Genomic DNA, 20359 nt, shown 5'->3' with positions numbered 1-20359 from the left:
GTCGTCAGGCGACGGCGGGCGCCTCGTCCTGCTCGACCTGCCGGTTCCAGTCGGGCTTCGTGGAGCGCCAGCCCTCGTCGTCCATCCCCCGCCGCCAGTAGCCGGAGATCGACAGCCGCTCCCGGGGCACCCGGTGCTCGACGCGCAGCAGCCGACGCAGCTCACGGACGAAGGTCGCCTCGCCGTGCACGAAGGCGTGCACGTCGCCGGGCGGGAAGTCCAGCGCCCGCACCGCCGCCACCAGCGCCTCGCCGACCGGCCGGTCGCCCCGGTGCAGCCAGCTCAGCTCGACCGCGCCGGGACTGGTCAGCGGCTGCTCGTCGGCGGCGTCGGCCACCTCGACGAAGACCTTCGCCAACGCGCCGGCGGGCAGCCGCTCCAGGGCGGCGGCGATCGCGGGCAGCGCGCTCTCGTCGCCCACCAGCAGGTGCCAGTCGGCGTCGGGGCTCGGCGCGTACGCACCGCCGGGGCCGACGAAGCGCACCGGGTCGCCGGGGCGCAGCCGGGCCGCCCACGGGCCGCCGAGGCCCACCTCGCCGTGGTACACGATGTCGATGGTCAGCTCGCCGGCCGCCGGGTCCCAGGACCGCAGCGTGTACGCGCGCAGCCGGGGCCACTGCTCGGCGGGCAGGTCGCGCTTGATCGCCGCGAGGTCGACCGGCTCCGGGTAGGTCACCCCGGGCGGGGCGAGGACGAGCTTCACGTAGTGGTCGGTGTGCTCGCCCACCGGCAGGCCGACCAGCTCCTCGCCGCCGAGCACCAGCCGGATCAGGTGCGGGGTGGGCCGCTCGGTCCGCAGGACCCGGGCGGTGGTGACCTTCTTCGGGCGATCCGTCATGCGGCTTAGGCTAGCCTAACCCTGGGCGGCCCGGCGCTCGCCCAGCCCGCCCGCCTCGGCCGCCAGCATCTGGAAGGCCCTCGGCGCCGCGGCGGGCAGCTCCTGACAGTCCGGGTCGAGGCCGGCCTCCCCACCCCGGAGCCGCTCCAGCCGGTGCCGCCGGCCCGCGAGCCGCTCCAGGACGGTCCGGACGCTCCACTCCGGGCGGCTGGCCAGCCGCCCGCCCGCCATCCGCAACGCGCTCGGGAGGAGACCACAGGCGGCGGCGAGGTGGGCGGCGGCCTCCGGCTCCGCAGCTATCCGCGCCGGGCCCGCCGTCGCGGCGAGCAGGCTCAGCGCCTCGATCATCGAGGGCGGCTCCAGGTCGACCACCACCGCTCCGGCGAGGTCGGTCAGCCGTCGGCGACTGGTCACGAGCACCGCGCTGCCTCCCGTGCCCGGCACCAGCGGGCGCACCTGCGCGGTGTCGCCGGCGTTGTCGAGCAGCACCAGCACCCGCCGGTCGGCCAGCACGCTGCGGAGCAGGGCAGCGCACTCCGCCTCGCCCCGGGGCACCTGCCGGCCGTCGACCCCGAGCGCCCGCAGGAAGCCCGCCAACGCGTCGCGGGGCGGCACCGGGAGCGGGCCGAAACCCTGGAGGTCGACGTACAGCTGCCCGTCGGGGAACGAGGGCCGCAGCAGCTGGGCGGTGCGCAACGCCAGACTGCTCTTGCCCACCCCCGCGACGCCGAAGACGGCGCAGACCGTCACCGGCTCCGGCGCGGGCCGCGCCGGGTCGCGGCCGAGGAGTTGACGCAGCCGGTGGATCTGGTCGGCCCGCCCGGTGAAGTCGGCCGGGGGCGCCGGGGCCTGCCAGGGCCTCGCGTAGCCCTCCGGCGGCCGGGCGTCGACCGAGGTCACGGCCGCCGTCGGCCGCAGGACCGCCCGGTGGGCCCCGGCCAGCTCCGCGCCGGGATCGATCCCGAGCTCCTCGGCGAGCCGGCGGCGGATCCTCTCGTACGTCGTCAGCGCGGCTGCCTGCTGGCCCGCGCCGGCCAGGGCGACGACCAACCGGGCCTGCAGCGGTTCGTGCAACGGATGCCTGCCGGCCAGCTCCCGCAGTCGCGGCAGCGCCCGGTCGGGACGGCCCAGCCCTCCGGCCAGCCGGGCGTGCAGAATCGTGGCGGCGATCCGTTCTTCCTCGATCGCGGTCAGCGAGGGATCGCCCCGCAGCTCCGCCACGTCCGCCAACGGCGCGCCCGGCCACTGGCACAGCGCCTCTTCGAGGAGCGCGAACGCGGCCGCCGGCTCCTTGCCCGACGCCCGCGCCCGGCTGATCAGCTCCCGGCCGGTCAGCAGGTCGAGCTGCTCGGTCGCGAGGTTGAGCCGGTAGCCGCCGGCGACCAGGGTCAGGACCTCCGGACGGCGGCCCCGGCCCTGTCTGGTCTCCAGCACCCTGCGCAGCCGGCTGACGTAGGTCTGCACCAGGTTGACCGCGCTGTGCGGAGCCTCGTCGCCCCAGAGCACGTCCACCAGCTCGTCGCGGCTCACGCCCGTGTTCGGGGTGAGGGCGAGGCGGCCGAGCACCACCCGGTGCCGACCGACGCCGAGCGGGACGGCGTCGGCGCCACGGAACACCGCGAGGGGACCGAAGATCGCGAGCCGCAGTGGCCCGGGCGGGCCGGTCGGCCGGTCGGCGACCACAGGCCGGGCCTGCCGCACCGACTCGTGCAGGAGCGCGGCGTCCGCCGGCGGCAGCGCCAGCGCCGCGGCTAGGGCGCGCACCGAGCGCGGCAGGGGCCTGCGGCTGCGCCCCTGTTCCAGGTCACGGATCGCAGCGGCGCTGAGGCCGGCACCGGTGGCCAGCTCCTGCTGGGTCAGGCCCGCCCTTTCCCGGAGTTTTCGCAGTCGTGGGCCGAAGGCCCCTGACCCAGCCGTCGATTGATCGACCATCGTCATCACCCCCGTGATATGACGAGCGGAGTTTAGTACGGGCGCGATACGGGTGGGTGCCCTCCAGTGTGGAAACAGCGGCGTCCCGCAGGCTCCCTGATGTCCGACACGACAACCGAAGGAGTCTGGATGTACTCGTCCCCAAGATCGCGTCGCCTGCTGTCACGCCTCACGGCGACACTAGCCGCGGTGGCGCTCGGAGCCGCCGGTCTCGCGACCGTGGCGTCCGCCCCCGCCGCCGCCGCCGGCCCCCGACCGGCCTTCCAGCTCCCGTTCCCCTGCGGGGAGTCGTGGCGCCTCTCCACCTACGCCGGGCACGACGACTACGACGTCGACATGATCGCCACCAGCGGCACCACGGCGGGCCGCTCCATCCTCGCGTCGTACGCCGGCACGGTGACCTACGCCGGCTGGGACAACGGCGGTGGTTGGTACGTCAAGCTCAACCACGGTGGCGGGTGGGAGAGCCTCTACCTGCACATGCAGTCGGCGCCGGTGGTGTCGACGGGGCAGAGCGTGAAGCGGGGCCAGTTGCTCGGCAGGGTCGGCAGCACCGGCAACTCCAGCGGCCCGCACCTGCACCACGAGCAGCGGCGCGACGGCGCCAAGGTGGAGACCTGGTTCAACGGCGTGCCTTCCGGCATCACCACCGACGGCTACCCGTCCGGTGAGCCGCAGTCCCCTCCGGTGACGGTGGTGAGCGCCAACTGCGGGGACGCCGACGACCAGCGGCGCGGTAGCGTCACCGGTGACGCCTACGCGGACCTGCTCGTCACCAAGGCCGACGGCACGCTCTGGCTCTACGGCAACAACTTCGTCCGCGACGACGGCATGCCCTACAACGGCGGCAGCCGCCAGGTCGGCCACGGCTGGGGCGCCTTCACTCACGTCGTCCCCGCCGACGTGACCGGCGACGGCTTCACCGACCTGCTCGTCACCAAGGCCGACGGCACCCTCTGGCTCTACGGCAACAACATCGTCCGCGACGACGGCATGCCCTACAACGGCGGCAGCCGCCAGGTCGGCCACGGCTGGGGCGCGTACACCCGGATCCTCGCCGCCGACGTGACCGGCGACGGCTTCACCGACCTGCTCGCCCTCGACGCGGCCGGCAAGCTGTGGCTCTACGCCAACAACTTCGTCCGCGACGACGGCATGCCCTACAACGGGGGCCGACGCGAGGTCGGCCACGGCTGGGGCGCCTTCGAGAGCATCCTGCCCGCCGACGTGACCGGCGACGGCTTCACCGACCTGCTCGTCACCAAGGCCGACGGCACCCTCTGGCTCTACGGCAACAACTTCGTCCGCGACGACGGCATGCCCTACAACGGCGGCAGCCGCCAGGTCGGCCACGGCTGGGGCGCCTTCACTCACGTCGTCCCCGCCGACGTGACCGGCGACGGCTTCACCGACCTGCTCGTCACCAAGGCCGACGGCACCCTCTGGCTCTACGGCAACAACATCGTCCGCGACGACGGCATGCCCTACAACGGCGGCAGCCGCCAGGTCGGCCACGGCTGGGGCGCCTTCGAGAGCATCCTCGCCTGACACCCCGGCGCCGGCTGCTCGCGCAGCCGGCGCCGGCCCGTCGGCCCGGTCAGTCGGCGAGCAGCCGCTCGTGCCAGGCGACGGCGGCCGGGTCGGTGAGCGAGGCGACCTGGTCGATCACCACGCGCAGCCGGGCGGCGTCGTCGGGCGCGGCCCGCCACAGCGGGGCGAAGACCGGGTCCAGCGCGTCCGGCGCCCGGTGGGCCAGGGCGGAGACCAGCTCGGCGAGGATCTGCCGCTGCCGCTCGTACCGGCACCGGGAGCCGGGGCGGCGCATCACGTAGCGCAGCGCGATGCCCTTGAGCAGCGCGCACTCCGCCCGGATGCGGCGCGGCACCACCAGGTCGGCCGCGTACCGGCGCAGCGGGCCGGGGCCGCAGCTCTCCCGGGTGGCGGCCACCACGGTCGAGACGAACCGGCCGGTCAGCACGCTGGTGGTGGCCTTCAGCACGGCCTGGGCGCGGTGGCTGCCGTCGTACCCGGCGAGGGGGGCGAGCACCGGGTCGGCCAGCAGCTCCACCAGCACCTCGCCGAGGTCGGCCGGGGACTCCCCCGAGTAGGTGGCGGCCACGTCGGCGCAGAGCGCCGCCCGCTCGTCGGGGTCGGCCAGCAGCGGGCCGAGGGCAACGTACCCGCCGTGGATGCCGTCCTCGACGTCGTGCACCGAGTAGGCCACGTCGTCGGCCCAGTCCATCACCTGGGCCTCCAGGCAGCGCCGCCCGCCGGGCGGGGCGCCGTCGCGCAGCCAGTCGAAGACGGGCCGGTCGTCGGCGTACACGCCGAACTTGCCCCCCTCGGGCCGGCGCGGCCACGGGTACTTGGTGGCGGCGTCGAGCGAGGCCCGGGTGAGGTTGAGCCCGGCGGAGCCGCCGTCGGGGCCGATCACCTTGGCCTCCAGCCGGGTGAGCACCCGCAGCGTCTGCGCGTTGCCCTCGAAGCCGCCGCAGGCCGCGGCGAGCTGGTCCAGCGCGGCCTCGCCGTTGTGCCCGAACGGCGGGTGGCCGAGGTCGTGGGCCAGCCCGGCCGTGTCCACCACGTCGGGGTCGCAGCCCAGCCGCGCGCCCATCTCCCGGGCGATCTGCGCCACCTCCAGCGAGTGGGTCAGCCGGGTGCGCAGGAAGTCGTCGGTGCCGGCGGTGTGGACCTGGGTCTTCGCGGCGAGCCGGCGGAACGCCGCCGAGTGCAGCACCCGGGCCCGGTCCCGCTCGTACGCCGACCGCCCGGCTCCGGTGTCCTTGGCCGGCTCGTCGACCCGGCGCGCCGCGGCGGCCGAGTCGGCGTGGTCGCCCCGCCCGGCGTCGTCGGCCGGATCGGCGCGGTCGGTCGGGTAGGGACGGCCGTCCCGCCCGGCGTGGTCGGCCGGGTCGGCGCGGTGGCGGCCACCGGCGGCCCGCTGCTGGTCGCTCACCGCACCGGCCTATCCGCGCTGCCGCAGCACGCAGAACTCGTTGCCCTCCGGGTCGGCCAGCACCGCCCACCCGACGTCACCCTGGCCGACGTCGACGTGCCGGGCGCCCATGTCGACGAGCCGCTCGACCTCGGCCTCCTGGTCGGCCGGGCGCAGGTCGAGGTGCAGCCGGTTCTTGACCTGCTTGTCGTCGCCGACCGGCACGAAGACGATGCCCGGGAGCCGGTCGGGGGCCTGCCGGATCTCCACCTCGTCGGCCTGCTCGGTGACCACCTGGTAGCCCAGCGCCTCGGCCCACCATCGGGCGAGCCGCGCCGGGTCCCGCGCGTCGACGGTGAGACTTTCCCAGACGCTGGCCATGCGGTCCACCCTCCACCGGCGATACGACAGTTCCGCGCGAGCCTCAGGTTACGCCCGGCGGGGCGCGGCGGCGCGCCGGCAACGCCCCGCGCGGCGGTCGCGCAACAGCCGATCAGGCGAGAGTTGTCGACCGATCGCCGACGGTCACGGGGGTCGCGCGGCCCCGATGGCGACGGGTAGCGTTTCCGGAGCAGAAAGTTACCGAAGATCCGCAGACCTGGATCCGATCCGGGGACCGACTCGCTCGACGGGAAGTGACGCTCGTGGACGCCCACACGGTGCTGGGAACGGAATTGCGGGGGCTGCGCCAGCGCCGGCCCGAGGTCTCGGGCGGCGTGCTCGCCGGCACGGACGGCCTGCTCATCTCCAGCGACCTGCCGACGACCGACGCCACCCACCTGGCGGCCCTGGCGGCGGCCAGCTTCGGCCTCGGTCACCGGGTGGCCGACACGGTGCGCCACGGCGAGTTCCAGGAGTCGCTGGTGCGCACCAGCCGGGGCTGCGTGGTGACCTACCCGGCCGGCCGGCACGCCCTGCTGACCCTGGTCACCGCTGCCGGCGCCGACCTGGAGACCCTGCACCGGGAGGCCCGGGAGGTGGCCGACCGGACGGGCTCGGCCTTCGACCGGCAGCGCACGGTCGCCGCCCCCGGGCTGCTACCCGACCCGCACGCGCCGCTGGCCATGCGGACGCCGATGGCGACCCTGCCGGGGCGGGCCCCCAACGCGCCGCGCGCCACGAGCTGGCGGCGTCCGCCGATCTAGAGCCCGCCGGCCCCGGTGGGGATGCGTGCGGCTCACCCACCGGGGCCGGCGCCCCGCGCCGATCAGCGGCTGTCGGAGCCGGTGGTCTCCACGGCGGCGCGGCCCGCCTCCAGCCGGGCCACCGGCACGCGGAACGGCGAGCAGGAGACGTAGTCCAGCCCCACCTCGTGGAAGAAGTGGACGGACTCGGGGTCGCCGCCGTGCTCGCCGCAGACGCCGAGCTTCAGCCCGGGGCGGGCCGCCCGCCCCTCCTCGGTGGCGATCCGCACCAGCCGGCCCACGCCGTCGCGGTCGATCGACTCGAACGGCGAGATGCCGAAGATGCCCAGCTCCAGGTAGCGCCAGAAGAACGCGCCCTCGACGTCGTCGCGGGAGAAGCCCCAGCCCATCTGGGTCAGGTCGTTGGTGCCGAAGGAGAAGAACTGCGCCGCCTCGGCGATCTGCCCGGCGGTCAGCGCCGCCCGGGGCACCTCGATCATCGTGCCGATCAGCACCTCGACGCCGCTGTCCCCGACCACCTCGGCGATGATCTTCTCGGCCTCAGCGCGTACGGTCTCCAGCTCCTGGACGGCGCCGACCAGCGGGACCATGATCTCCGGTCGGGCCACCGCGCCGTCGCGGGTGACCCGGACGGCGGCCTCCGCGATCGCCCGGACCTGCATGGCGAACAGGCCCGGGATGACCAGGCCGAGCCGCACGCCGCGCAGGCCGAGCATCGGGTTCTCCTCGTGCATCCGCCGCACGGCGGCGAGCAGCGCCTCCTCCTTGGCCACGTCCTCGCCGCGCTCCTGGGCCACGGCGACGTTGACCGCGAGCTGCTCCAGCGGGGGCAGGAACTCGTGCAGCGGCGGGTCGATCAGCCGCACGGTCACCGGCAGCCCGTCCATCTCGCGGAAGATCTCCACGAAGTCGTCACGCTGCAGGGGCAGCAGCGCGGCCAGCGCGTCCTGCCGGTCGGTGTCGGTGCGGGCGAGGATCAGCCGCTCCACCAGCTCCCGCCGGTCGCCGAGGAACATGTGCTCGGTGCGGCACAGGCCAATGCCCTGCGCGCCGAAGCGCCGGGCCCGGGCGGCGTCCGCGCCGGTGTCGGCGTTCGCCCGGACGGCCAGCCGCCGCGCGGCGTCGGCGTGCGACATGATCCGGTGTACGGCCCGGACCAGCGCGTCGTCGGTGCGCTCCGGGTCGAGGCTGCCCTCGAAGTACTGCACCACCTCGGACGGGGTGACCGGCACCTCGCCCAGGTAGACCTTGCCGGTGGTGCCGTCGATGGAGACGACGTCGCCCTCGACCACGGTCTGCCCGGCGACGGTGAACCGCCGCTGAGGCACGTCCACCTCGATCTCGTCGGCCCCGGAGACGCAGGTCTTGCCCATCCCCCGGGCCACCACGGCGGCGTGGCTGGTCTTGCCGCCGCGCGAGGTGAGGATGCCCCGGGCGGCGATCATGCCGTTGAGGTCGTCCGGGTTGGTCTCCCGGCGCACCAGGATGACCGCCTCCCCCTCGGCGGCCAGCTCGACGGCGCGGGCGGAGGTGAAGACCACCTTGCCGGAGGCCGCGCCCGGCGACGCCCCGATACCCCGGGCCACCGGCTGGAACTCGTGGTCGAGCTGGAAGCGGGGGAACATGAGCTGGGCGAGCTGCGCGCCGTTGACCCGGTGCAGCGCCTCGTCCAGGTCGATCAGGCCCTCGTCGACGAGCTGCGCGGCGATGACGAACGCCGCCGCGGCGGTGCGCTTGCCGACCCGGGTCTGGAGCATCCAGAGCTTGCCGCGCTCGATGGTGAACTCGATGTCGCAGAGGTCCCGGTAGTGCTCCTCCAGCCGGGCCATGATGCCGAGCAGCTCGTCGTAGGACTTCTTGTCCAGCCGCTCCAGCTCCTGCAACGGCACGGTGTTGCGGATGCCGGCGACCACGTCCTCGCCCTGGGCGTTGGCCAGGTAGTCGCCGTAGATGCCCTGCGCGCCGCTGCCCGGGTCGCGGGTGAAGGCGACGCCGGTGCCGGAGTCCGGGCCGAGGTTGCCGAAGACCATCGAGACCACGTTGACGGCGGTGCCCAGCTCGGCCGGGATCCGCTCCTGGCGGCGGTAGAGCACCGCGCGCTCGGCGTTCCACGACTCGAACACGGCGCGGATCGCCAGGTCGAGCTGCTCGCGCGGGTCCTGCGGGAACTCCCGCCCGGTGTGCTTGGCGAAGATCCTCTTGTACGTGTCGACCAGCCCGCGCAGGTCGCCCGCGTCGAGGTCGAGGTCGTCGCGGGTGCCCTTGGCGCGCTTGGCCTCGTCGAGGGCGTGCTCGAACTCCTCGCCCGGCACCTCGCACACGGTCTTGCCGAACATCTGGATGAGTCGCCGGTAGGAGTCCCAGGCGAACCTGTCGCCACCGCCGGGGGCGGCCGGATCGGCGCCGCTCGCCTGCGCGCTCAGCCCTTCGACGCTGCGGTCGTTGAGGCCGACGTTGAGGACGGTCTCCATCATGCCCGGCATGGAGAACTTCGCCCCGGAGCGGACGGAGACCAGCAGCGGGTCGGCGGGGTCGCCGAGGCGCTTGCCCATCGTGCGTTCCAGCGCCGCCAGGTGCGCGGCGATCTGGTCGGCGAGCCCGGCGGGCTCCCGGCCGGTGGACAGGTACGCCTGGCACGCCTCCGTGGTGATCGTGAAGCCGGGGGGAACCGGCAGCCCGAGGTTCGTCATCTCGGCGAGGTTGGCCCCCTTGCCGCCGAGCAGGTCCTTGAGGTCCTTGTTGCCCTCGGCGAAGTCGTAGACGTACTTGCGATCCGTACCCTGCGCTGCCACCAGAGCCTCCCACGCGCGTCGGCATTGACACTTAACGAAGGTTCAGTTCTTCATTACCCCGGCGCTGACCTCCGGTAATCCCGGTTCAGCTTTGGTCGGTGGGCGAAGGTTAAGCGACCGCCGCGCCGACCGGGACCGTTCGGTGACAATTGGCACAGCAGTCACGACTGTCCGCGTTCGTACGGGTATCTGGGACCGCTTCCACGCGCAGGATCACGCACCCTTCTCCTCCTCGCACCCTTGACGGCGTCGCTGGTCTCGTCGAACCTTCCCCTTGCCAGATCCCCCGCGAATACACCCGGGAGCCGCCGCCGTGCCGCCCACCCCCTCCCCCCTGCCCGAGACCGGCGGCGAGCCGCCCGTCCCGACCGCCCGCCCCGCCGCCGAGGCGGCCGTCGCCGAGCGGGCCACCGCCGAAGCGACCGCCGCCGGGCCGGCCGCCCCCGGGCCGGCCAGCGCCGACGGCCGGCTCGCGCCGCCGTCCCCGGCCCGGCTGGGCGACGTGGTCCCCGCCCCGGAGCACGTCGCGCCCGACCCGGCGGCCGACTTCACGCTGCCCGCCGACGCGGCCGTGCGGGTCAGCCCCGACCCGGCCGCCCGGGACGTCGCCGAGCAGCTCGCCGCCCTGCTCCGGCCCGCCACCGGCTACCCGCTCCCGGTCGCCGACGCCCCGCTGCCGGGCGACGGCCTGGTCCTGCTGCTGGGCGGGCCCACCCGCACCGACGCCGACCCCGCGCCCGCCGCCGCGCTCGGCGCGGAGGGCTACCGGCTCGACGTGACCCCCGACGCGGTACGGATCACCGCCGCCACCCCGGCCGGCCTCCTGCACGGCGTGCAGACCCTCCGCCAGCTCCTGCCCCCGGCCGTCGAGAGCACCACCCCGGTCGACGGGCGCTGGGCGGTGCCCGGCGGGACGGTCGTCGACCGGCCCCGCTTCCCCTACCGGGGCGCGATGCTCGACGTGGCGCGGCACTTCTTCGGCGTCGCCGACGTGCTGCGGGTGATCGACCACCTCTCCCGGTACAAGCTCAACCACCTGCACCTGCACCTCACCGACGACCAGGGCTGGCGCATCGCCGTCGACTCCCGGCCCCGGCTGGCCACCGTGGGCGGGGCGACGCAGGTCGGCGGCGGCCCCGGCGGCTGGTACACGGCGTCCGACTACCGGCGCATCGTCTCCTACGCCGCCCGCCGGCACATCACGGTCGTGCCGGAGATCGACCTGCCCGGGCACACCAACGCGGTGCTGACCGCCCACCCGGAGCTCGCGCCGGGCGGGGTCGCGCCGCCGCCGTACACCGGCATCGAGGTCGGCTTCAGCTACCTCGACCCCGCCGACGAGCGCGTGTACGCCCTCGCGGCCGACGTGCTCGGCGAGGTGGCCGCGCTCACCCCCGGGCCGTGGCTGCACATCGGCGGCGACGAGGCGCTCAACCTGCCGGCCGACGCGTACGCCCGGTTCGTGGAGCGGGTACAGGAGATCGTCGCCGGCACCGGCAAGACGGTGGTCGGCTGGCACCAGATCGCCCCGGCCGCGCACCTCGACGGGCGCGTGCTGCAGTGGTGGGGCGCCCCGGCCGAAGACCCGGCGGTGGTCGCCGAGGCCGTCCGGCGCGGGGCCCGGCTGATCCTCTCCCCCGCCGACCGCGCCTACCTGGACATGCGGTACACCCCGGAGACCCCGATCGGGCACGACTGGGCGGGGATGATCGAGGTGGCGCGGGCGTACGACTGGGACCCGGGGGCGCACCTGGCCGGCGTGCCCGCCGACGCGGTGCTCGGCGTGGAGGCCCCGCTCTGGACCGAGTGGGTGACCTCGCTGGCCGAGGTCGAGTTCATGCTCTTCCCCCGGCTGCCCGCCCTCGCCGAGCTGGCCTGGTCACCCCGGCGTACCCACGACTGGGCCGACTTCCGCGAACGGCTCGCCGGGCACGGCCCCCGCTGGAGCGCCGCCGGCATCGGCTTCCACCCCTCCCCGGAGGTGCCCTGGCCGGCCGCGCGGGCCGGCGGCGAACGGCGGCCCGCGCGCCCGGTGCCCACCCAGCCCGACCCGGTCCGTTAGTGCCGTGCGCGGTCGCGCAGCACCGACGCGGTGTGCTCGTCGGCCGGGTAGAACGACTCGATGGACAACTCGGCCAGGGTGACGTCCAGGGGCGTGCCGAACGTCGCGATGGTGCCGAGGAAGACCAGCTCGCCGGACTCGTGGCGCAGCCGCAGCGGCACCACGATCTCGCCCGGGCCGGGCAGCTCGACCTCCGGTTCCGGGCTGTCGCACGGGTAGCCGCGCAGCTCCGCCTCCAGGGCGGCCAGCTCGGCGTCGCCGGTCAGCTCGACCTGCCGGCCGAGCGGCTCGGCGGCGACTCGGTGGTCGTCGGCTTCGACGTGGCGGTCTGCGACCCGGACGGCCGGGTGCGCGCCGTGCACGGTTTCCTGGACAAGGTGCCCACGGCGGCCTGACCCGGCCAGCGCACCCGGGCGGCAATGCTCGCCCCGCCCGGTGGCCCCGGCGACGTCCCGCCCGGCCGGTGCCCACCGGGCGGACGAGGCCGTTTCGTGAGCCTTGGGCGCGGCGTGGCGTGTGCGGCGGCCCGGGGCCGTTGTCCGGTATGCCCCTCGGGATCCCGTGGCCGGGGCCACCCCGGTGGCGGAATCGTGGGCCGGGCCGGGGCGTTGTACAGGGTCCACGGGTGAGCACCGCCCGCCCACGGGTGAGCACCATGCCCCAGGTCGGCGGCCGGCAGGCCCCCGGAATGGGCCCGGCCCCCGGATGGTTACACCCCCCCGGACGCCCGAGCAGGTCCCCCGCGATCGCCGGGGTCGTTCCCCTCGACATCCCCCTCGCGCGTGGCGTGCAAGCGCCGTGTGTCGTGTGTCCCCCGACCAGAGGAGTTCGTCACCATGCGTACCGATCTGATCCGCAAGAGCACCCTGACCGTCGCCGGCATCGCCGCCACCGCCGGCGGCATCGCCGGCCCCGCCATCGCCGCCCACGCCGCCCCCGCCGACAAGCCCCACACCGCCGCGGTCACCACCGACCGCAAGGGCCACGGCGAGCGCGAACTGAACGTGCGCTACGAGGCCCAGCCCAACTTCTACTACTGCGGCCCCGCCGCCGCCCGCAACGCCCTGAGCGTCGTCGGCAAGAACATCGACGTCGACGCCATGGCCAAGCAGATGGGCACCACCGAGGCCGGCACCAACAGCATCAACGACATCACCCCCGTCCTGCACAAGGAGACCGGCAAGAACTACCGCTCCGTCGAGATCAGCAACCCCGACGCCGACACCAAGCAGACCGACACCCTGCGCGCCGACATCGTCCGCACCGTCGACGACGGCCGCGCCGTGGTCGCCAACATCGCCGGCACCGCCACCGACACCGACGGCAACACCCACTCCTTCGAAGGCGGCCACTACATCAGCGTCGTCGGCTACCAAGACAACGGCAACACCGTCACCATCGCCGACTCCGCCGACCCCAACACCGCCTCCTACCGCATCACCGTCGACAACCTCGCCGACTGGATCGCCACCCGCGGCTACAGCACCTCCTGACCCACACGAACACCAAAGGGCCCGACCCCCACAAGGGGTCGGGCCCTTTTTCTTCGCGTCAGCCGCCGGAGTCGTCCAGTTCCGCGCCCTCGGGGACGGTGTCGTCGTCCCGGCTGGCCAGCCAGCCGTCGGGCAGGAAGACCTTGCCGGGCGAGTTGGTCCGGCCGCGCGGCTGGCCCAACGTCGCCACCGGGAACGGCTCGGTCGGGTCGAGCTTGCCGAGCAGGTCGTCGAGCTGGGCCAGGCTCTCGATCATGGCGAGGGAGCGGCGCAGCTCGCTGCCGACCGGGAAGCCCTTGAGGTACCAGGCGACGTGCTTGCGGAAGTCGGTGCAGCCGTCCCGCTCGCCCCGGGCCGGGTTCCGGGCCCCCGCCACGAACTGGTCGACCAGCAGCTCGGCGTGCCGGCGCATGGTCGACGCCACCTCGCCGAGGGTGGGCAGCCGCCGCTCCGTCCGGCCGTCGAACGCGGCCTCCAGGTCGGCGAAGAGCCACGGCCGGCCGAGGCACCCCCGCCCGACCACCACGCCGTCGACGCCCGTGTGCGCGACCATCCGCAGCGCGTCGTCGGCCTCCCAGATGTCGCCGTTGCCGAGCACCGGCACGTCGAGGGCCTGCTTGAGGGTGGCGATGGCGTCCCAGTCGGCGGTGCCCGAGTAGCGCTGCGCGGCCGTGCGCCCGTGCAGGGCGACCGCCGCCACCCCGGCGTCCTGGGCGGCGAGCCCCGCCTCGACGTACGTCAGGTGGTCGTCGTCGATGCCCTTGCGCATCTTCACCGTGACCGGCACCCCGGCGGGCGACGCGGCGGCCACGGCGGCCCTCACCAGCCGGGCGAAGAGCCGCCGCCGCCAGGGCAGGGCCGACCCGCCGCCCTTGCGGGTGACCTTCGGGACGGGGCAGCCGAAGTTCAGGTCGATGTGGTCGGCGAGGTCCTTCTCCACCACGATCCGCACGGCGGCGGCGGTGATCTCCGGGTCGGTGCCGTAGAGCTGGAGGCTGCGCGGCTTCTCGTCGTCGCCGAAGGCGATCATCCTCAGGGTCTTCGGGTTCCGCTCGACCAGCGCGACCGTGGTGATCATCTCGCAGACGTAGATGCCGCCGCCCTGCTCCCGGCAGAGCCGGCGGAACCCGACGTTGGTAATCCCGGCCATCGGCGCCAGCACCACCGGCGGCCACACCTCGTGCCGCCCGATGCGCAGCCCGCGCCCGCTCCCCGCCCCGACCCCACTCCCACTCACGCGCCCAAGTGTAAGGAAGGGCCCCTTCCTAACGCCTTTTGCATAGCAGGGGCCCCCTGTTAACACGGCACATATCACATCGGCGCGCTACGCGGGCGTCGTCTACAGGGCCCCTCGTCGTCCACAGGCCCCGGCGGCGGGCAGGCGCGGCGTCGTCGGCGCGCCCATGCTGCGAGCCATGACCGACCACCCACCCGAGCTGGACCGCACGGCGCAGCGCCAGCAGCAGATCGTCACCCGCAGCCAACTGCTGGCTGCCGGCTTCGACGACATGCACCTGTACCGACAGACCCGGCGGGGTCGCTGGCAGCGCGTCCTGCCGGCGACGTACGCGCTGTTCACCGGCACGCTGACCGACGAGCAGCGGCGCATCTCCGCCGCCCTCTACGCCGGCCCGCAGGCGCAGCTCACCGGCATCGCCGCCCTGATCTGGTACGGCTTCCGGTACAGCCCGCGCAGCGACGACGTACACCTGATCGTGCCGCACCACGCGCGACGCTCGTCGTCCGGTCACGCGGTCGTCGCCCGCGCCCTCGCGCTCGACGCGAAGGCCCGGCACACGGAGCTGTACGCGGTCTGCTCGCCTGCGCGGGCCGTGGTCGACGCGGCCCGCGACCTGCGCCACCTGCGCCCGGTCCGCGCGATCGTCGCCGAGGCCGTGCAGCGCGGCTTCGCCGACCTGCCCGCGCTCGACGAGGAGATCCGCCGGGCGCGGCGCAGCCGCACGGCGCTGGTCCGCAAGGCGTTCTCGGAGGTCGTCGACGGCACCCGGTCGGCGCCGGAGGCCGAGCTGCGGGAGTGCCTGGCCGGCAGCCGGCTGCTGCCGGAGATCCTGTGGAACCCACGCCTGCTGGCCGGCGACGGCGGAACGCTGCCCACCCCCGACGCCTACCTGGTCGACGCCGCGGTGGCGCTGGAGGTCGACTCGCAGGAATACCACTTCAGCCCCGGCGACTGGGCCCGGACGCTGGACCGGCACAACGAGCTGAGCCGGCACGGGGTGCTGATCCTGCACTTCACGCCGGCCCAGATCCGGCGGGACCCCGGCCGCATCCGCCGCGTCGTGGAGGACGCCTGCGAGTCGCGGCGCGGCGTCGGGGCCACCACCCGGGTACGCCCCGCCCCGCGCGCCGAACTCACCCCGCACCCCGAGCCCGCGCCGCACGCCGAGCCCACCCCGGGCCCCGAACCAGCCCGGCGCGCCGAGCCAGGCCCGAGCCCCGCACCAGCCCGGCGCGCCGAGCCCGCCGCGTGAGCCCGGGCCTCGGCGTGAGAAGGGGCACCTTCTCTACCGTATGCGTTAAGAAGGTGCCCTTCCTTACACCGTCAGCAGCCGGGGAGGCGCTCGATGAGGTAGCGCTCCACCTGGTCCAGGGAGATGCGCTCCTGGGCCATCGTGTCCCGGTTCCGCACCGTCACCGCGTTGTCGTCGAGGGTGTCGAAGTCGACCGTCACGCAGAACGGGGTGCCGATCTCGTCCTGGCGGCGGTACCGGCGGCCGATGGCCTGCGAGTCGTCGAACTCCACCACCCAGCGCTTGCGCAGGTCGGCGGCGAGCCCCTTGGCCTTCGGCGAGAGCGCCTCGTTGCGCGACAGCGGCAGCACGGCCACCTTCACCGGGGCCAGGCGCGGGTCGAAGCGCATGACCGTGCGCTTGTCCACCCCGCCCTTGGTGTTCGGCGCCTCGTCCTCGTCGTACGCCTCGAGCAGGAACGCCAGCACCGCGCGGGTGAGGCCGGCGGCCGGCTCGATCACGTACGGCATCCAGCGCTCGCCCTTGCCCTGGTCGAAGTACGACAGGTCGACGCCGGAGTGCTTGCTGTGCGTGGAAAGGTCGAAGTCGGTGCGGTTGGCGATGCCCTCCAGCTCGGCGAACTCGCTGCCGCCGAACTGGAAGCGGTACTCGATGTCGACGGTGCGCTTCGAGTAGTGGGAGAGCTTCTCCCTGGGGTGCTCGAAGAAGCGCAGGTTCCCCTCGGAGAGGCCGAGGTCGAGGTACCAGTTCCAGCGCTCGGAGAGCCAGTACTCGTGCCACTTCTCGTCGGTGCCCGGCTCGACGAAGAACTCCATCTCCATCTGCTCGAACTCGCGGGTGCGGAAGATGAAGTTGCCCGGGGTGATCTCGTTGCGGAACGACTTGCCGGTCTGCGCGATGCCGAACGGGGGCTTCTTGCGGGCGACCGTCTCGACGTTCTTGTAGTTGACGAAGATGCCCTGGGCCGTCTCCGGGCGCAGGTAGTGCATCCCCTCGTCGCTCTCGACCGGGCCGAGGTAGGTCTTCATCAGGCCGTTGAACATCTTCGGCTCGGTGAAGGTGCCCTTGTTGCCGCAGTTGGGGCAGTTCAGCTCGGTCAGCGAGGCCGGCGGCCTGCCGTGCTTGGCCTCGTACGCCTCCTCCAGGTGGTCGGCCCGGAACCGCTTGTGGCAGGACTGGCACTCGGTCAGCGGGTCGACGAAGGCGTCCAGGTGGCCGGAGGCCGCCCAGACGTCGCGGGCCAGGATCACGGCGGAGTCGAGGCCGACCACGTCGTCGCGCTGCTGGACCATGGTCTTCCACCACTGCCGGCGGACGTTCTCCTTCAGCTCCACGCCGAGCGGGCCGTAGTCCCACGCCGACCGGGTGCCCCCGTAGATCTCGCTGGAGGGGAAGACGAAGCCTCGGCGCTTGGCGAGGCTGACGACGGCGTCGATACGGTCGGCTGGCATGTTTCCTCCTACGCCGGCTGGCGGTCGGCGGGGGCAGATATGGATGTAACGGTCGGTGCGGGGTTCACGGTACGACCGCGGGGGCCCCGAGCCCAGCAGAATACCGGGGCGGGCGGGGGCCGCCCCGCCGAGCCTCGGCAGGCCGGGCCCGGGCCGGGGCGGGCCCGCCGGTCAGCTCACCCCGCAGACCTCCATCGCGCCGGTCTGCTCGTCGGGCTCCAGGGTGACCTCCTGGTCGGCCCGGCCGCCGCCGGTGAAGGTGACCGAGACCGGCACGGTGAGGTCGACGGGGTCGACCTCACCCACCCGGTACGAGTCGATACGCGGCTCGGCGGAGACCCGTCGGGCGAACTCCGCCCGGGACTCGCGCCGCTGGGCGTCGTCGCAGAGCGCGTCGTACGACTGCTCGTACTTCCGCTCGACCAGGCCCCGGTAGTAGTCGTCGGTCACCGAGCGGCCCTGCTCCTGGATCGCCTCCATGTTGCTGATCGCCAGGCCGACGACGGCGACCCCGCCCCCGCCGCAGCAGAGCAGCAGGGCCAGCGCGCCGACCCCGAGGCCGAGCCAGGTGCGGGCGCTGCGCCCCTCGGTGGGGGGTGCGGCGAACGGCGGGACCACCCCGGGGCCCGCCGGGGGCGCGGGCACCCCCGGCTCCGGGGGCGTCGGCGGCCCGCCGGGGGCCGGAGGGCCGGACGGCCCGGGCGCCACGGGGTACGGGGGTGGACCGGCCGGTCCGGGTGCGGTCATAGGTGCAGGGTAGTGCCCGCCGGCTCAGCGCAGCGGATCAGCGGCCCGATCGCTGGCGTTGACCGTGACGGGGCCGCCCGGGGCGGCGTCGGCCAGCGTCTCGTACGCGGAGGGCTCGTCGAGCGACTCGGCCAGCAGCGGCGTGGCGTGCACCTTGACGTCGAACCCGCCGAGCGCCCGCCGGTACGTCCCGACCGACTCCCACTCGGTGAGCAGGCACCAGTGGCGCGGGTCGTCCAGTGCCCTGAGCAGTTCCCCGCGCAGGTAGCCGGGGCGGGCGGCGAGCGCGGCGAGGGCGGCGTGCGCGCGTTCGGTGAAGGTGGGGGCGACGTCCTCGTCGACCACGAACCGATTGGTGACCAGCACCGGGTCCTCCTCGTAGAGTCTGAGGGATGCAGCGTACGCAGCGCCCCCTGCCGGCCCGGTTGGCGCGGGCGAACCCGACGACGGTCTTCCTGGTCGCGCTGGCGCTGGTGCTGGTGGGGCTGTTCGCCCCGGGCCCGGTCGGTGGCGTGCTGCTGCTGGCGCTGGCCGCCGCCCTGGTCGCGCTGCTGCTGACCACCTGGCCGGTGCAGCCCCCGGCGGGGCGGGTGGTCCGGTTGGTGCTGCTCACCCTGCTGGTCGCCGTGGCGCTGGCGAAGCTGCTCTGACCCGCGTGGAGCCCCGGCGGCCCGCCGAGGCGGCCTTCTAGCAGAACCACCGCTCACATGCAAGCATGCGTTTTTGACAATCAATTTCGTTGTCGCGGAGAGTGGGGGCATGACGTTCCGCCGCCCCACCGCGCGTGTCCTGGCCGCCGCGACCGCCCTGGCCGCCCTCGGCGCGGTCGCCGCGTGCGGGCAGGAGGGCACCGGCGCCGACCCGCAGCGGGTCGACGTGGCCGCCGCCTTCTACCCGCTCCAGTTCGTCACCGAGCGGGTGGGCGGCGACGCGGTGCGGGTGGTGAACCTGACCAAGCCCGGGGCCGAGCCGCACGACCTGGAGCTCACCCCGGGCCAGGTCGGCGAGGTGAGCCGGGCCGAGCTGATCGTCTACCTCAGCGGCTTCCAGCCGGCCGTGGACGAGGCCGTCGAGATCAACGGCGGCGACCGGGCCTTCGACGTGGCCTCGATCCAGCCGCTGCTGCCCGCGAGCGCCGGCGGGCACGAGCACGGGGGCGGCGAGGCGCACGGGGGCGAGGCCGGACACGCCGGGGGCAGGGACCGGCACCTGTGGCTCGACCCGACCCGGCTGGCGGGCGTCGCGGACCGGCTCGCCGGGCGGCTCGCCGAGGTCGACCCGGGGCGCTCCGCCGACTACACCGCCCGGGCGGGCACGCTGCGCGCCGACCTGGAACGGCTCGACCGCGACTTCGCCGAGGGGCTGCGGACCTGCCAGCGCCGGGAGATCGTGGTCAGCCACACCGCGTTCGGCTACCTCGCCGAGCGGTACCGGCTCGAACAGGTCGGCCTCACCGGCCTCGCCCCGGAGGACGAGCCGCCCCCGCGACGCCTCGCCGAGGTGGCCCGGGAGTCCCGCGAGCACGGGGCCACGACGATCTTCTTCGAGACCCTGGTCAGCCCGAAGGTCGCCGAGACCGTCGCCCGCGAGGTCGGGGCGCGCACCGCCGTGCTCGACCCGCTGGAGGGGCTCTCCGCCGACGACGGCGGGGACTACCTCTCGGTGATGCGCACCAACCTGGCGTCCCTGCGCACGGCGTTGGACTGCTCGTGAACGCGCCCGTCGTCACCGTCACCCACGCCGCCGTCGGCTACGACGGCCGCCCGGTGCTGCGCGACGTCTCCCTCACCGTCGACGCCGGCGAGGTGGTCGCCGTGCTCGGCGCGAACGGCTCCGGCAAGTCCACCCTGATCCGCGCGGTGCTCGGGCTGGTCCCGCTGCACGCCGGGTCGGTCTCGCTCTTCGGCGTCCCGCAGCGGCGGTTCCGGCGGTGGCACCGCGTCGGGTACGTCCCGCAGCGCCTCGGGGCCGGCGGCGGGGTGCCCGCCACGGTCCGCGAGGTGGTGGCCTCCGGTCGGCTGGCCCGCCGGGGCGTGCTGCGCCCGCCGGGCCGGGCCGACCGGGCGGCGGTCGACGCCGCGCTGGCGGCCGTCGGCCTGGCCGACCGGGCCGACGACCCGGTGGCCACTCTCTCCGGCGGCCAGCAGCAGCGCACCCTGATCGCCCGGGCCCTGGCCGGCGAACCGGAGCTGCTGGTCCTCGACGAGCCCACCGCCGGGGTCGACGCCGCCAGCCAGGAGGCGTTCGCCGGGGCGCTGCGCGGCTTCCTCGACGGCGGCGGGACGGTGCTGCTGGTGGCCCACGAGCTGGGGCCCCTGCGACCGCTGATCAGCCGGGCCGTGGTGGTGCACCACGGCGGGATCGCCCACGACGGCCCGGTCCCCGAGCCGGCCGGCCACCACGCCGAGCCCGACCACGACCACGTGCACCCGCACGGACCCGACGAGCCCGCAGGGCTGTGGAGCAGTTGAG

The 20359-nt window shown here is 74.5% G+C and carries 17 protein-coding genes and 1 pseudogene; 8 read left to right on the top strand and 10 right to left on the bottom strand.

Annotated features, from left to right (window positions below; all coding sequences use genetic code 11):
• Positions 1-4: 4 nt before the first annotated feature.
• Positions 5-838, bottom strand: a complete 834-nt coding sequence (locus tag LPU43_RS22500; protein WP_229402485.1) for a siderophore-interacting protein — start codon at positions 836-838, stop codon at positions 5-7.
• 15 nt (positions 839-853) lie between these two features.
• Positions 854-2770, bottom strand: coding sequence for a BTAD domain-containing putative transcriptional regulator (locus LPU43_RS22495; RefSeq protein WP_255686498.1), 1917 nt, complete (start codon positions 2768-2770; stop codon positions 854-856).
• A gap of 129 nt (positions 2771-2899) precedes the next feature.
• On the opposite strand from LPU43_RS22495, the gene LPU43_RS22490 reads away from it, so the two are divergent.
• Positions 2900-4318 (top strand): peptidoglycan DD-metalloendopeptidase family protein, encoded by a 1419-nt coding sequence (locus LPU43_RS22490; RefSeq protein ID WP_444543574.1) that lies wholly within the window; start codon positions 2900-2902, stop codon positions 4316-4318.
• Positions 4319-4367: 49 nt separating this feature from the next.
• On the opposite strand, the gene LPU43_RS22485 is transcribed toward LPU43_RS22490, so the two are convergent.
• The gene (locus LPU43_RS22485; protein WP_229402482.1) at positions 4368-5726 is read right to left on the bottom strand and encodes a deoxyguanosinetriphosphate triphosphohydrolase; all 1359 of its coding nucleotides are present in this window, start codon (positions 5724-5726) and stop codon (positions 4368-4370) included.
• A 9-nt stretch (positions 5727-5735) separates the two neighbouring features.
• Entirely contained in the window at positions 5736-6086 is a 351-nt protein-coding gene (locus LPU43_RS22480; RefSeq protein ID WP_229402481.1) for a VOC family protein, read from the bottom strand.
• 263 nt (positions 6087-6349) lie between these two features.
• On the opposite strand from LPU43_RS22480, the gene LPU43_RS22475 reads away from it, so the two are divergent.
• Positions 6350-6850 (top strand): roadblock/LC7 domain-containing protein, encoded by a 501-nt coding sequence (locus LPU43_RS22475; RefSeq protein WP_229402480.1) that lies wholly within the window; start codon positions 6350-6352, stop codon positions 6848-6850.
• Positions 6851-6912: 62 nt separating this feature from the next.
• Here LPU43_RS22475 and ppdK read toward each other — a convergent pair whose 3' ends face one another.
• Positions 6913-9642 (bottom strand): pyruvate, phosphate dikinase, encoded by a 2730-nt coding sequence (gene ppdK, locus LPU43_RS22470; RefSeq protein WP_229402479.1) that lies wholly within the window; start codon positions 9640-9642, stop codon positions 6913-6915.
• A 292-nt stretch (positions 9643-9934) separates the two neighbouring features.
• Between ppdK and LPU43_RS22465 the strand changes: the two genes are divergently transcribed.
• Positions 9935-11704, top strand: coding sequence for a beta-N-acetylhexosaminidase (locus tag LPU43_RS22465; protein ID WP_373321796.1), 1770 nt, complete (start codon positions 9935-9937; stop codon positions 11702-11704).
• Here the strand turns inward: LPU43_RS22465 and LPU43_RS22460 are convergent.
• Positions 11701-11988: pseudogene (locus LPU43_RS22460) on the bottom strand (transcriptional regulator); the annotation flags it as partial. The gene LPU43_RS22465 and the pseudogene LPU43_RS22460 overlap by 4 nt on opposite strands.
• A 552-nt stretch (positions 11989-12540) precedes the next feature.
• On the opposite strand from LPU43_RS22460, the gene LPU43_RS22450 reads away from it, so the two are divergent.
• Entirely contained in the window at positions 12541-13197 is a 657-nt protein-coding gene (locus LPU43_RS22450) for a C39 family peptidase (protein ID WP_229401659.1), read from the top strand.
• 58 nt (positions 13198-13255) lie between these two features.
• On the opposite strand, the gene dusB is transcribed toward LPU43_RS22450, so the two are convergent.
• Positions 13256-14434 carry a tRNA dihydrouridine synthase DusB gene (gene dusB, locus LPU43_RS22445; RefSeq protein WP_373321784.1) on the bottom strand — a complete coding sequence of 393 codons (1179 nt, stop codon included), beginning with the start codon at positions 14432-14434 and terminating at the stop codon, positions 13256-13258.
• A gap of 178 nt (positions 14435-14612) precedes the next feature.
• Between dusB and LPU43_RS22440 the strand changes: the two genes are divergently transcribed.
• Positions 14613-15689 (top strand): type IV toxin-antitoxin system AbiEi family antitoxin domain-containing protein, encoded by a 1077-nt coding sequence (locus LPU43_RS22440; RefSeq protein WP_229402615.1) that lies wholly within the window; start codon positions 14613-14615, stop codon positions 15687-15689.
• A 71-nt stretch (positions 15690-15760) separates the two neighbouring features.
• Here LPU43_RS22440 and LPU43_RS22435 read toward each other — a convergent pair whose 3' ends face one another.
• From LPU43_RS22435 to LPU43_RS22425, 3 genes are all read right to left on the bottom strand, one after another.
• Positions 15761-17140 (bottom strand): glycine--tRNA ligase, encoded by a 1380-nt coding sequence (locus LPU43_RS22435; RefSeq protein ID WP_229402477.1) that lies wholly within the window; start codon positions 17138-17140, stop codon positions 15761-15763.
• A 171-nt stretch (positions 17141-17311) separates the two neighbouring features.
• On the bottom strand, positions 17312-17785 hold the full coding sequence (locus LPU43_RS22430) for a hypothetical protein (RefSeq protein WP_229402606.1): 474 nt from the start codon (positions 17783-17785) through the stop codon (positions 17312-17314).
• 126 nt (positions 17786-17911) lie between these two features.
• On the bottom strand, positions 17912-18253 hold the full coding sequence (locus LPU43_RS22425) for an antibiotic biosynthesis monooxygenase family protein (protein ID WP_229402476.1): 342 nt from the start codon (positions 18251-18253) through the stop codon (positions 17912-17914).
• A 26-nt stretch (positions 18254-18279) separates the two neighbouring features.
• On the opposite strand from LPU43_RS22425, the gene LPU43_RS22420 reads away from it, so the two are divergent.
• The 3 genes from LPU43_RS22420 (at position 18280) to LPU43_RS22410 (ending at position 20358) form a co-directional block, all read left to right on the top strand.
• Positions 18280-18537 carry a DUF6703 family protein gene (locus tag LPU43_RS22420; protein ID WP_229402475.1) on the top strand — a complete coding sequence of 86 codons (258 nt, stop codon included), beginning with the start codon at positions 18280-18282 and terminating at the stop codon, positions 18535-18537.
• Positions 18538-18646: 109 nt separating this feature from the next.
• Positions 18647-19600, top strand: coding sequence for a metal ABC transporter substrate-binding protein (locus LPU43_RS22415; RefSeq protein WP_229402474.1), 954 nt, complete (start codon positions 18647-18649; stop codon positions 19598-19600).
• The gene (locus tag LPU43_RS22410) at positions 19597-20358 is read left to right on the top strand and encodes a metal ABC transporter ATP-binding protein (RefSeq protein ID WP_229402473.1); all 762 of its coding nucleotides are present in this window, start codon (positions 19597-19599) and stop codon (positions 20356-20358) included. Before LPU43_RS22415 ends, LPU43_RS22410 begins: the two co-directional genes overlap by 4 nt.
• Position 20359 lies beyond the last annotated feature (1 nt).

This window comes from Micromonospora okii (genome assembly GCF_020884795.1).
Lineage (GTDB): Bacteria > Actinomycetota > Actinomycetes > Mycobacteriales > Micromonosporaceae > Micromonospora > Micromonospora okii.
The sequence above is the reverse complement of the archived record's forward strand: the minus strand, read 5'-3'. Positions and strand labels throughout refer to the sequence as shown.